11 protein-coding genes and 1 pseudogene are annotated in these 12503 nt (G+C 72.7%); 2 read left to right on the forward strand and 10 right to left on the reverse strand.

Going from position 1 to position 12503, the window contains the following annotated elements:
* Positions 1–67: 67 nt before the first annotated feature.
* Positions 68–1567, reverse strand: coding sequence for a DNA-binding protein NsdB (locus tag IE263_RS36765; RefSeq protein ID WP_189942404.1), 1500 nt, complete (start codon positions 1565–1567; stop codon positions 68–70).
* A gap of 230 nt (positions 1568–1797) precedes the next feature.
* On the opposite strand from IE263_RS36765, the gene IE263_RS36770 reads away from it, so the two are divergent.
* Complete coding sequence (locus IE263_RS36770; RefSeq protein WP_189942405.1) at positions 1798–2940, forward strand: aminoglycoside phosphotransferase family protein; 1143 nt, start codon at positions 1798–1800, stop codon at positions 2938–2940.
* A 264-nt stretch (positions 2941–3204) separates the two neighbouring features.
* A complete protein-coding gene (locus tag IE263_RS36775) occupies positions 3205–5169 on the forward strand; it encodes an N-acetylmuramoyl-L-alanine amidase (RefSeq protein WP_373312206.1) in 1965 nt (654 codons plus the stop codon).
* A 5-nt stretch (positions 5170–5174) separates the two neighbouring features.
* Here the strand turns inward: IE263_RS36775 and IE263_RS36780 are convergent, their stop codons facing one another.
* From IE263_RS36780 to IE263_RS36820, 9 genes and pseudogenes are all read right to left on the reverse strand, one after another.
* Positions 5175–5672 carry a hypothetical protein gene (locus IE263_RS36780; protein ID WP_189942406.1) on the reverse strand — a complete coding sequence of 166 codons (498 nt, stop codon included), beginning with the start codon at positions 5670–5672 and terminating at the stop codon, positions 5175–5177.
* 76 nt (positions 5673–5748) lie between these two features.
* Positions 5749–6258, reverse strand: coding sequence for an SMI1/KNR4 family protein (locus IE263_RS36785; protein ID WP_189942457.1), 510 nt, complete (start codon positions 6256–6258; stop codon positions 5749–5751).
* 123 nt (positions 6259–6381) lie between these two features.
* A pseudogene (locus IE263_RS36790) lies at positions 6382–6864 on the reverse strand (CGNR zinc finger domain-containing protein); the annotation flags it as partial.
* A 144-nt stretch (positions 6865–7008) separates the two neighbouring features.
* Positions 7009–7911 (reverse strand): universal stress protein, encoded by a 903-nt coding sequence (locus IE263_RS36795; protein WP_189942407.1) that lies wholly within the window; start codon positions 7909–7911, stop codon positions 7009–7011.
* Between the two features lie 155 nt (positions 7912–8066).
* On the reverse strand, positions 8067–8309 hold the full coding sequence (locus IE263_RS36800) for a DUF397 domain-containing protein (protein ID WP_189942408.1): 243 nt from the start codon (positions 8307–8309) through the stop codon (positions 8067–8069).
* A gap of 82 nt (positions 8310–8391) precedes the next feature.
* Positions 8392–9558, reverse strand: coding sequence for a thiolase family protein (locus IE263_RS36805; protein ID WP_189942409.1), 1167 nt, complete (start codon positions 9556–9558; stop codon positions 8392–8394).
* Positions 9555–10604 (reverse strand): thiolase family protein, encoded by a 1050-nt coding sequence (locus IE263_RS36810; protein WP_189942410.1) that lies wholly within the window; start codon positions 10602–10604, stop codon positions 9555–9557. Before IE263_RS36810 ends, IE263_RS36805 begins: the two co-directional genes overlap by 4 nt.
* Complete coding sequence (locus tag IE263_RS36815) at positions 10601–11548, reverse strand: Zn-ribbon domain-containing OB-fold protein (RefSeq protein WP_189942411.1); 948 nt, start codon at positions 11546–11548, stop codon at positions 10601–10603. Before IE263_RS36815 ends, IE263_RS36810 begins: the two co-directional genes overlap by 4 nt.
* Before the next feature lie 132 nt (positions 11549–11680).
* Positions 11681–12481: a crotonase/enoyl-CoA hydratase family protein gene (locus tag IE263_RS36820; protein WP_189942458.1), complete on the reverse strand. Its 801-nt coding sequence runs from the start codon at positions 12479–12481 to the stop codon at positions 11681–11683.
* Positions 12482–12503: the final 22 nt, after the last annotated feature.

Genomic DNA, 12503 nt, shown 5'->3' on the forward strand with positions numbered 1-12503 from the left:
CCCACCGGGACCGTGGCAACCGGCCCTGCCAACCGACGTGCGGCCAACCGACCTACGGCCGACCGGTTTACGCCTGGGCGGTGTTGCCGCCCCTCCCCCCCTTCGGCTTCGGCAGCGCCTGCCGGATCTCCTCGCGCAGCTCGCTGATCCGCGGGTAGTTGGCGTACTCCGCGGTGAGCCGGTACATCTGGCGCAGCCGGTCCCAGGTGCGGCGGGAGGAGTTCGAGCCCATCGACATCAGGGCCAGCCGGGCGTACCGGTCCGCCTGCTCGGGGTCGTCCGCGATGAAGCAGGCCGACGCCATGGACAGATGGTCGAAGATCTTCGACCGCTCCCGTCCGTCGACGCGCAGCGCCAGCGCCTTCTCGGCGTAGTACTGGGCGTGCACGGCCGCGCCGGGCTCGAACTCGGCCAGGGTGCGGTAGGCCAGGGCCTGCATGCCGTACAGGTCCTCGTCCTTGAAGGTCTGCATCCAGGCCGGCGGTTCCACATCGCCCTTGTCGGAGACGAACAGGTCCTCCGCCTGACCGAGGGTGCGGCGCATGGCCTGGCCCTTGCCCATCGACGCCTGCGCCCAGGCCTCGATGGTGTGGAACATGGCCCGGGTCCGCGGCAGCACCTCGTCGCCGGAGCCGGACTGGGCGAGCTTCATCAGATCGAGGGCGTCGTCGGGCCGGCCGAGGTGCACCATCTGACGGGCCGCCCGGGAGAGCGCCTCGCCGGCGCGGGGCCGGTCACCACCCTCTCGCGCGGCATGGGCGGCGATGACGAAGTACTTCTGGGCCGTGGGCTCCAGGCCGACGTCGTGCGACATCCAGCCCGCGAGGACGGCGAGGTTGGCCGCGACGCCCCACAGGCGCCGCTGGAGGTGGGGTGGGTGACGGTAGGCGAGCATGCCGCCCACCTCGTTGAGCTGGCCCACCACGGCCTTGCGCTGGAGCCCGCCTCCACGGGCGGCGTCCCAGGCTCGGAACACCTCGACCGAGCGCTCCAGTTCGTCGACCTCCTCCGTCCCGATGGGGGCGGCCTCGTAGCGGTCGAACCCGGCGGAGTCGGCGTGCAGGAGGGGATGGTCGATGACGGGAGCGTCGGCGGAGAGGATGGGGTCGGTGTGCAGCCAGTCGTACATGGCGCTGCTGAGTGCTGATCCCGCGGCGAGCGCGGCACCCGCGCCCACCAAGCCGCGTCGGTTGAGCATGAGGTCCATTCCCGTGAATTCGGTGAGGACCGCGGCGGTCCGTTCGGGCGCCCACGGCACGCCGTCGGGATGTTCCGCACTCCCGCCGCCCTGCCGTTTCCCCGTACGCCCGTGCCGGACCAGACCGAGGTCCTCGATGGTCACGACACGGCCGAGTCGCTCGGTGAACAGAGCCGCCAGCACCCGCGGCACCGGATCGCGCGGGATCTCTCCCATGTCGATCCACCGCCGCACCCGGGAGGTGTCCGTCGCCAGCTGCGGGTGGCCCATGGCCGCCGCCTGCCGGTTGACCTGCCTCGCGAGTTCGCCCTTGGACCAGCCGGCCAGGCCGAACAGGTCCGCGAGCCGGGTGTTGGGTTGTCCGCTCACGTAAGCCCCCAGGTTCTCGGCTGAGTTGACAGTAGCCCGGTGAGGGTTGCCGGGCGACTATTCGCCAGGGTTCGCCATGCCTCGCCAGATGGTGTGCCACTGGGCGTCCGGTGTCAGGTAGGAACGCGCCACCCCGCCCCGGTCGCCGAGGGACATTCCCCAGGGTGCACCCGGGAGGCCGGGCCGGGCAGCGCTTTGTCTCGCAGGCACACGAAGGGATCTGTCCGCCCATGTACGCAGCATCGTCCTCCGTGTCCGCCCCGCCCCGGTCGCTGCACACCCGCCCGGGCGGCGGCGGCCCCTACCTCGACCCCGCGCGGTCGGCGTCCCCCGGGCTCGGCGCGGGCCGCGGCCGGCGTCCCGCGGGGCTCCCCGGCACGCAACCGCTCAGCGGGAGGCTCGACCTGTCCGGCCCCCAGGGCGCCCAGCTGCGCACGGCGATCGCGTCCGTGCACCGGATCTGCCCGGAGTTCGCCCCGGTGCAGGTGCTGCGCCGCAGCGGACGCTCCGTGCTCCTGGTCGGGACGACGGGGCGCAGCACGGCCGTGGCGAAGTGTTTACTGGACCACTCGCCCGTGTGGACCGAGCGGATCCGCCACGAAATAGCCGCATACCGCGCGTTCGTCCGGCACCGCCCCCCGGTGCGGGTGCCGAGACTGATCGCGGCGGACCCGGACAACTGCACGCTCGTCGTCGAACGGATGCCGGGACGAGTGGCGGCACTGCAGCGGCATCCGGCGGAGGCCCCCCCGCGCGCGGACATCAGGGCGGCGCTCGGCGCGATCTGCCGGCTCAACTCCTGGCGGCCGCCGGCGGGCACCTTCGACGCGCCGCTGGAGTACGCGGCGCGGATCTCCCGCTACCACGAACTGGGTCTGCTCACCGACCGTGACCTGGGCGACCTGCAGAAGCTGCTGCACGGCATCGCGGCGACCGCGGGCCGTCAGGGCATGGGCCAGTTCTGCCACGGCGACGCCCTCCTGTCGAACATCCTTCTGTCACCGGCCGGTCCAGTGCTGGTGGACTGGGAGCACGCGGGGTGGTACCTGCCCGGCTACGACCTGGCGACGCTGTGGTCGGTGCTGGGCGACGCGCCGGTGGCGCGCCGTCAGATCAGCCAGATCGCCCAGTCGGCGGGCCCGGCCTCACGGGACGCGTTCCTGGTGAACCTGATGCTGGTCCTGACCCGGGAGATCCGCACCTACGAGACAGCCGTGCAGCGTTCGATGCACGACACGACCCCGACGGCTCCGGGGGTGGCCCACCCGGGTGTCGCGCCGTCCGGCGAGGAGCAGCGGCTGCTGCTGCGGCGGCTGCACGACGACTGCCAGATGGCTCGGCGAGCCGTGCGGGCAGCGGTCGGCACTCGCTGAGGGGATGAAGGTCCGCGGTGCGCCAGAGCGGCGGCGCACCGCGGACCTTCGCATGTCCGGTCCCCCGGATGTGCTCGCCCATCGGTGTACTCCACCGGCGCCCCGCAGGCCCGGACGCCGCCGCCACGAAACTCGCCGGACCCCTGTTGACATGGGAAATCCCCTGGCTGTGGGCATGATTGACGGATCGTCGGCAAGCCGATACCACTGCCCCACGTTCGGCCCCGCACGCCCCGCCCCGCTCGCTCGTCCCAGGAGGCTGCCTTGCGAGGATCCGTCACCCACCCCAGACCTCTCCCCGGTACCGCACGCACCCGCAGAGCCGCCGGCGCCATGGTGTCGGCGGCTCTGCTGCTGCCCCTGCTCGGCGCGACCCCCTCCACGGGCGCGACCGATGACTCAGGGACCGGGCTCCAGCGGGCGTTCGAAGACGCGGCCGCCGAGTACCAGGTACCGCAGAGCGTGCTGCTGGCCGTCTCCTACCTCCAGTCCCGGTGGGACGCGCACGCCGGAGCGCCGAGCGTGACCGGCGGCTACGGCCCGATGCACCTCACCGACACCCGCATGGCCCTCTCCACGGCCCTGCATCACGGCGAGGGCAGGGAGGACCCGCGCGGCGACGACGCCCGTAGGCCCCTGCACCCCGTGGCGGAGCTCCCGGAGGACGCCGAGTTCCCGGCGCGTCTCAGGACGCTTCCGAAGGCGGCGGAACTTACCGGGCTGAGCACCAGGGAACTGCGGTCGGACCCGGCGGCGAACGTGGCCGGGGGCGCCGCGCTGCTCGCCTTCGCACAGCGCGACCTGGGGGAGCCGCTGAGCACCGACCCTGCGGACTGGTACGGCGCGGTGGCGGCCTTCTCGGGTGCCGACGACAGCGCGACGGCCGCCGCCTACGCGAACGACGTGTTCGACGTGATCCGCACCGGCGCGAAGCGCACCACGGACGCGGGGCAGCGGGTGGCCCTGGCGGCGCAGCCGGACCTGGTGCCCGAGACGAGCCGGCTGCGGCGCACGGGCCTGCGAGCGGCCTCCGCCGCGGGCACCGAGTGCCCGCGGACCGTCTCCTGCGAGTGGATCCCGGCGCCGTACGAGCAGTTCGGCGACAGCGACTACGGCAACCACGACCTGGCGGACCGGCCGGCGTCCCAGCCGATCAAGTACATCGTCATCCACGACACCGAGGGCGGCTGGGAAGGCGTCATCAACCTGGTCCAGGACCCGACCTACGTCTCCTGGAACTACTCACTGCGCTCCACCGACGGCCACATCGCGCAGCACGTGAAGGCGAAGGACGTGGCCTGGCACGCGGGCAACTGGTACGTCAACGCCAAGTCGATCGGTCTGGAGCACGAGGGCTTCCTCGCCTTCCCGGACTCCTGGTACACGGAGGCGATGTACCGGTCGTCGGCGCGGCTGGTGGCGTACCTGGCCGCGCAGTACGGCATCCCGCTGGACCGGCAGCACATCCTGGGCCACGACAACGTGCCGGGCCCGACCACGGCGGCCGTTGCGGGCATGCACACCGACCCCGGCCCGTACTGGGACTGGGCGCACTACTTCGAGCTGCTGGGCAGTCCCTTCACCGCCACGGCCCGCAGGAGCGGCGGCCTGGTGACGATCCGGCCCCAGTACCCGGCCAACCAGCCGGTGTACACGGGCTGTGTCGCCAAGGGCGAGACGTGCGCGGCGCACGGCTCCAGCGAGGTGCGGCTGTACTCCGACCACGACGAGAAGTCCGCCCTGATCAAGGACGTCGGTCTGGGCACGACCCCGACCACGGGCGTGAACGACATCTCCTCGCGGGTCTCCACCGGCCAGCAGTACGCGGTCGCCGGCCGGTGGGGCGACTGGACGGCGATCTGGTACCTCGGGCAGAAGGCGTGGTTCAAGAATCCCGCGAAGCAGCCGACGGCCGTGCCTGCGTCCGGCCTGGTGGTCACCCCGAAGGACGGCGTGGACAGCGTCCCGCTCTACGGACGGGCCTACCCGGAGGCGTCGGCCTATCCGGCGGGAGTCCCGGCCCAGGCGGTTTCTCCGCTGCCGTACCGGCTGCCGAAGGGCCAGAAGTACGTGGTCGGTGACACGGTGCCGGGCGAGTACTACTACGCGGTCACCTTCGCCACCGACGCGCACAGGGTCGTGGTGGGCAAGGACCTGTACTACCAGATCCAGTACGGGCACCGGGTGGCGTTCGTCCGGGCGGCGGACGTACGCCTGGCGTCCTCCTAGATCCCTCAGCCCTGCTGGAAAAGCTCCGCCGGGAGCGGCTTCAGCAGGGCGTACAGGTCGTCGGTGATGGGCCGGTCCCAGGCCGCGATGGTCACCAGGACGTTGTCGCTGCGGTCGAACTGCACGCAGGAGATACGGCTCTCGGAGAGCTTGAGGCGGCGCACGATCAGGAGGTTGTCGCCCTGCATCACCGGCATGTCCTCGGTGCCGACGACGGTCACCTCCTCGTCGTTCTCCAGCGCGAGCAGCAGCTGAGCCACCTCGAAGGGGACCTCGCCCTCGGCGACCTCGCGGGCCGGGGAGCCCTGGGGAAGGTTGCCGATGATCATCGCGGGGCCGCGGCCGCCGAAGAGGTCGTAGCGCAGGAAGACGCCCTGGCAGCTGCCGTCGGGCGCGGGCAGCAGCCCGGCGCCGAGATTGCCGGGCCAGTCACCCGGGTCCATGGCCAGTACGTCGAAGTCGGGCCCGGCGGGCGTGGCGCTACGGCGGCGGAGGAACGACATGCCGCCATGGTACGTGTACCGGGGCCACCCGCGTCGGCCGGGAGGCCGCCTGTTCGCGGTGGTGCCGCGGCTCTTCTCAGGGGTGCGGCCGGGCCGCTGCGAAGGACGCCGGCTCCGGCAGTTCCACGCTGATCGTCTCCTCCTGGAAGCCGGGGTCGGCGAGCAGTCTGTGGAGGAACTCGGCCATGCCGAACGGGTGCAGCTGGAAGGCGGGGCTGGTGTGCCGCCCCCAGATGAGCACCGGCCAGCGGTCCGGGTCGTCGTCGGTGGTCAGCCAGCAGTACAGGTCGGCGCCGGAGGTGACGCCCCAGGCCAGGATGGTGGCGGGGTCGGCGTCGAAGTCGGCGTCCTCCCCTTCCATCTCCCAGGTAAGGCGGGCGTTCTCCGTCTCCTCCAGCAGGCCCGAGCCGTCCCTGGGCCGCTCGGGCCGTGGTACGGGGTCCAGCACCACGACAGCCTCGCTGACCAGTCCGGGGCCGTATGCCTCCATGAAGCGGACGTAGTCCGAGGGGAAGCGGATGTCCCAGATCTGCTCGACGCGGGACCAGTCGATCCGCGCGCGGCCCTCCTGCGCCGCCGCTCCCATGAGGCGTCCGAGTGCCACCACCGGGTCTTCCGCGTCCACCGTCCCGCTCCCCTCCCCTGCCGATGCGTCCGTGGGCCGAACCCTAAGGCCTCCGCACTCCGCCCGGTCGGTCAGGGCCTTCCATGAGGCCTGCTTGTGGCGTTCGTGGTGGCGGGCCACTCGGGCGCGGTTGCCGCAGGACGGCTGGCACCACTCCTGGCGGGGATGGTCCTTGAGGAAGTAGCGGACACAGCGGGGGGCGTGGCAGGCGCGCAGAGGGTGCCGGTCGGGGCCCGCGAGGAAGGCGATCGCGGCCTGCGCGAGGGTGGCCGTGAGGTCGGCGTGGTCCGGTACGGGACGACGTTGGACGACGGGGTCGGCGTCCTCGGCCCAGCGCAGGACCGGGAGGGTGGGGGTGCGGGCGGCGGCCGCGTCGAGACGCTGCAGGGCCTCGGGTACGGGCAGCAGTCGGGTGGCGTCGGCGGGGCTGGGGGCACCGGGCCGCACGGTGTGCGCGAAGAGGGCGCGGACGGCAGTGAGGGCGGTGTCGTCCGGGACGTGTCCGGCGGTGTCCGGAAGGTCGTCGGCGTGGGCCCGCACCCAGGCGGTGAGACGACAGGGGCCCGCACCGACCGACCCGCCCGACGCCCGGCCCCGCCTCACCCCTCTCGTCACCCCTCTCCCGACACCGGCGACACCACCGGACACACCACGTGCCCGCCCCCGAAGGTGGCCCACATCGACCGGCCCGCAGGGTGCCTGGTCCCCGCCTCACTCCTCTCCCGGCGCCGGCGGCACCACCGCCACCGGGCTCGCCGCGTGGAGCAGGACGGCGTGCGTGACGGAGCCCAGCATGCGGGCGGGGGCCAGCAGGCGGCGGCGGTGGCGGCCGACGACGGTCAGGTCGGCGTCCTTGGAGGCCGCGACGAGGTGGCCGGCCGCGTCGCCGGGAACCGGGTACGGCTCGGCGCGGACACCGGGGTGGCGCTCCCGGTGTGCGGCGAGGAAGCCCTCGGCGAGGGTGCGCGTCTGGTGCTCGAGGACGTCCTGGTCGACGGCCGGCGGCAGCAGCTCGCCGGGGGCCACCCAGGTGGGGAGGGGCCAGGGATAGGCGGTGACCACCTGCAGGCGGGCGTCGCGCAGGGCGGCCTCGGTGAAGGCGAAGTCGAGGGTGGCGTCGTCGGGGCCGTCCACCTTGAGGCCCACGACCACACGGGGCCCGGGCTCGGGCTGCGGCGGCCCGTCGACCTCGCGGCCCGGCCGGGGGACGACCACGACCGGGCACTCGGCGTCGCGCGCGGCGGTCAGGCCGTTGGAGCCGAGCAGCAGGCTCCGGAAGCCGCCCCGGCCCCGGGAGCCGAGGACGAGCAGTTCGGCCTCGGCTCCCAGCTCGGGCAGCAGGGCACCCGGCGCCCCGTCCAGGCCGAGGTACTCCACGTCCGTGCGGTCCGCGCCCCCCGCCAGCCGGGCGCGGGCGTCGGCGAGCACCGGGTCCTGGTCCGGGGGCGGGGGTACGACGACGGGGGCGCCGGGCTGCGTCCAGGCGGCGTACTGGCGTACGTGCGCCACACGCAGCGGCACCCCGCGTCGGCGGGCGGCGTCGAGGGCCCAGTCGAGGGCGCGCCAACTGTCCTCGGAACCGTCGACCGCCGCGACGACCGGCAGGGTGCTCATGGTCCTCACCTCCGGGATACGACCCTCGTCCTGCTGGAGCCAGCCTGGCTCAGGCCGCGGCCCCGGCCGGGTCCGAGACGTCGCGTGTCCGGAAAATCAGGGAGAACACCGCCGGTTCGGCCCGCCGCGGCCGAACGGGGGTGACTGAGGGGACGTCAGGTCAGATCGAACTCCCCTTCCCGCGCGCCCGACACGAACGCGCCCCACTCCGCCGGCGTGAAGATCAGGGAAGGGCCCTCGGGGCGGCCGCTGTTGCGCATCGCGATGAATCCCTCGACGAAGGCGATCTGGACATCCCCCAGGCCCCTGCTACTGGACTGCCACTCGGCGTTGCTGAGGTCCAGTTCGGGCTTGTCCCAGCCCGCGAACGGCTGATGCTGGATGGTGGTCTCGGCCACGTCCGTGCTCCTCCCGGTTCGTCGTCCGCGGCCAGCCTAGCGATCGGTCCCGGACGCGGACAGAGCACATGAGGCGGACCTCTCAGGACTCGGGCGGGCGCGCTCCCACCAACCACATGGAGAAGAACTGCGAGCCGCCGCCGTAGGCGTGGCCGAGGACCCTCCTGGCCCCGTCCACCTGGTGTTCCCCGGCCTGGCCGCGCACCTGGAGCGCCGCCTCCGCGAAGCGGATCATGCCGGAGGCGCCGATGGGGTTGGTCGACAGCACACCGCCCGACATGTTGACGGGCAGGTCGCCGTCGAGCTCCGTCACCCCGGACTCGGTGAGCTTCCAGCCCTCGCCCTCGGCGGCGAAGCCGAGGTTTTCCAGCCACATGGGCTCGTACCAGGAGAACGGCACGTACATCTCGACGGCGTCGATGTCCCGGCGCGGGTCGGAGATCCCCGCCTGCCGGTACACGTCGGCCGCGCAGTCCTTGCCGGCCTGCGGGGAGACGGCGTCCTTGCCCGCGAACAGCGTCGGTTCGCTGCGCATGGCGCCGCCGAGCATCCAGGCGGGCGGACGCGGGGAACGGGCCGCCCCCGCACGGTCGGTGAGGATCATGGCGCAGGCACCGTCGGAGGAGGGGCAGGTCTCCGAGTAGCGGATCGGGTCCCAGAGCATGGGTGAGGCCTGGACCTTCTCCAGGGTGATGTCGTGCTCATGGAGATGGGCGTAGGGGTTCTTGAGGGCGTTGCGGCGGTCCTTGTACGCGACGAGCGAGCCGATGGTGTCGGGCGCGCCGCTGCGCCGCATGTACGCGCGCACATGCGGCGCGAAGAAGCCGCCGGCACCGGCGAGAAGGGGCTGCTGGAAGGGGATCGGCAGGGACAGGCCCCACATGGCGTTGGACTCGGACTGTTTCTCGAAGGCCAGGGTCAGCACGGTGCCGTGGACGCGGGCGGCGACCAGGTTCGCGGCGACCAGCGCGGTGGATCCGCCGACGGAGCCCGCCGTGTGCACGCGCAGCATGGGCTTGCCGACCGCGCCGAGGGCGTCGGCGAGGTACAGCTCCGGCATCATGACGCCCTCGAAGAAGTCGGGCGCCTTGCCGATGACGACGGCGTCGATGTCGGCCCAGGTCGACTCGGCGTCGTCGAGGGCGCGTTGCGCGGCCTCGCGCACCAGTCCGGCGATCGACACGTCCCGCCGGGCGGCGACGTGCTTGGTCTGGCCGATCCCGACGACGGCCACGGGCTCCTTGCTCATCGCGGATCCCCCTCGAGTACGGCGACCAGGTTCTGTTGCAGGCACGGTCCGGACGTGGCGTGGGCGAGGGCGCGGTCGGACTCGCCCCGATGGACGCGGGCGGCGGCCTCGCCGATGCGGACGAGTCCGGCGGCCATCATCGGGTTGGCGGCGAGGGCGCCGCCGGACGGATTGATCCGCACGTCGTCGCCGAGCTCGAGGGCCTTGCGCAGGACGACCTCCTGAGCGGTGAACGGGGCGTGCAACTCGGCGGTGTCGACGGGCCGTTCGAAGGCTCCGGCCTTCTCGGCGGCCAGGCGGGTGGAGGGCGAGTCGGTGAGGTCGCGCACCCCGAGCGAGTGCGCCTCGATGCGGTGGTCGATGCCCCGGATCCAGGCGGGGCGTGCGCACAGCTCGCGCGCCCGGTCCTCCGCCGCGAGGATCACGGCGGCGGCGCCGTCGCCGATGGGCGGGCAGTCGCCGATGCGCAGCGGGCGTACGACGTACTCGCCCTGCGGGAGCGAACCCCGTAGCTGGGCGTGGGGGTTGGAGGTGGCGTCCGACCGGCTGCGGGCGGCGATCGCGGCGAGGGCCGGCTCGTCGGTGTCGCCCGCGTCGATGAGAGCCTGGGCCTGGAGGGCGGCGAGGGCGACGGAGTCGGGCCACAGGGGGGCGACGTAGTACGGGTCGAGCTGGCGGGTGAGGACGTCGCGCAGCGAGCCGGGTGAGGACTTGCCGTACGAGTACACCAGCGCGGTGTCGGCTTCCCCCGTCAGCAGCTTCGTCCACGCCTCGTACAGCGCCCACGCGCCGTCCGTCTCGACGTGGGACTCGGAGATCGGCGGCCAGGCGCCGACGCCGTCTAGGGCGAGGGTGAAGGAGAAGGCGCGGCCGGCGAGGTAGTCGCTGGAGCCGGAGCAGGTGAAGTCGAGGTCGGCGGTCTTCAGGCCGGTCCGGTCGAGCACCTCGTGCAGGACCGGCATCAGCATCTCGACCTCGGAGAGCTCGTCGCTGGTGCGCAGGACGTCGGTCTGCGCGAAGGCGACGACGGCGATGTCCCGCGTCACAGCAGCTCCTTGTAGGTGTCGTAGTCCGCGTCGGGTTCGCCGGTCGGCCGGTAGTGGTCGGGGTAGCGGGCGCCTTCCGTCCACACCGGTTCGACGCGCAGGCCCATCCGCACCTTGTCGTAGGGGATGCCGCCGATGCGGCCGTGCAGGGCGAGGCCGGCGCCGTCGAGGGCGATGTGGGCGTAGACGTAGGGGACTTCGATGTCCAGGTTCTTCGCCTTGATGTTGACGATGCAGAAGGTGGTGACGGTGCCTCGGGGGCCGACCTCGACCTGTTCGGCGGTGGGGACGCCGCAGGTGGGGCAGGCGCCGCGGGGCGGGACGTACACCTTGCGGCAGGAGGGGCAGCGTTCGCCGACCGTGCGCTGCTCGGAGAGCGCGGTGATGTAGGCGGACTGGGCGCGGCCCGGGGAGTAGGTGTAGTCGAGGCGGGCGGGGGCGACGATGCCGGTGATCCTGTCCTCGAACTCGCCGGTGTGGTCGGTCGGTCGGGCCGGTTCCCCTTCGTGATCGTACGGTTCGAAGCAGGCGATGTCGGTGATGGCACCGGTGCGGTCCTCGGCCCAGCGGACGCGGACGCGCAGTCCGGTGTGGACGGCATCGGGGCCGGGGACGTCGAGGGCGTGGAGAAGGGCGGTGTCGGCGCCGTCGAGCCGGACCAGGGCCCAGGCGAAGGGGGTGGCGAGGGGCTGGCCGCGGCGGGGCCCGGGGTTCCAGGCCCAGGTGGTGACCGTGCCGGTGGGGGCGACCTCGACCAGCTCGCGGATCTCCTCGGCGGTGACGGGGTCGTACTCGACGGGTGGGACGAGGGTGCGGCCGTCGGTGGTCTTCACCCCGAGGACGACCCGCTCGCGCAGTCCGGTGAGGAAGGCGCTCTGCACGGGACCGAGGGAGCGGGTGAAGGGGAACTCGACGACGAGGGGGGCTTTGAGGACTTCGGGCATCGGAGGCTGCTTCCTCGGGAAGTCGGCGTGCTGGGGGCGGGCCCCGAAGGGGCGCGAGGAACTGCGCGACCGGCCCACGGCGGCCCGCAGTCTTGCGAACGGCGTCTGCCGACCCGCTCGCCGGCGGAGCGCCTACGCGCGCTTGTAGACGGGTGGCCGCTTCTCCGCGAAGGCACGAGCACCCTCCTTGGCGTCGGCGGTGTCGAAGATGGGCCAGCCCCGCTTCAGTTCGGCGGCGAGCCCGTCGGTCTCGGTCATCTCCGCCGTCTCGTACACGGAGGCCTTGACGGCCTCGACGGCCAGTGGGCCGCAGGCGTTGATCCGTTCGGCGATCTCCAGTGCCTTCTCCCGTGCGGTGCCGTCCGGGACGACGTGTCCGATCAGGCCGATGTCGGCGGCCTCGCGCGCGCTGTAGGGCCGTCCGGTGAGGAGCATCTCCAGGGCGTGGGTGCGTGGGATCTGGCGTTGCAGGCGGACCGTGGAGCCGCCGATCGGGAAGAGGCCGCGTTTGACCTCGAAGAGACCGAAGGTGGCGGACTCGCCGGCGACGCGGATGTCGGTGCCCTGGAGCATCTCGGTGCCGCCCGCCACGCAGTGCCCCTCGACGGCGGCGATCACGGGTTTGCGGGGGCGGTGGTGGCGGAGCATCGCCTTCCAGTGCAGGTCGGGGTCGGCCTTGAGCCGGTCGCGGTACTGCTCGCCCTCCATGCCCTTCCCGGCGAGGGCCTTGAGGTCCATGCCGGCGCAGAACGAGCCGCCGGCGCCGGTGAGCACGATCGAGCGGACCGAGTCGTCCTCGTCGGCCTCCACCCAGCCGTCGTGGAGGCCGACGAGCATGGCGAGTGAGAGTGCGTTCTTCGCCTCGGGTCTGTCGAGCGTGAGCACGAGTGTGGCGCCTTCGCGCTCCACGGTGAGGTGTTCGGTCCCGCCCATCGCCGTCTCCCGTCCGTCCACC

Source organism: Streptomyces aurantiogriseus (genome assembly GCF_014649375.1).
GTDB lineage: Bacteria > Actinomycetota > Actinomycetes > Streptomycetales > Streptomycetaceae > Streptomyces > Streptomyces aurantiogriseus.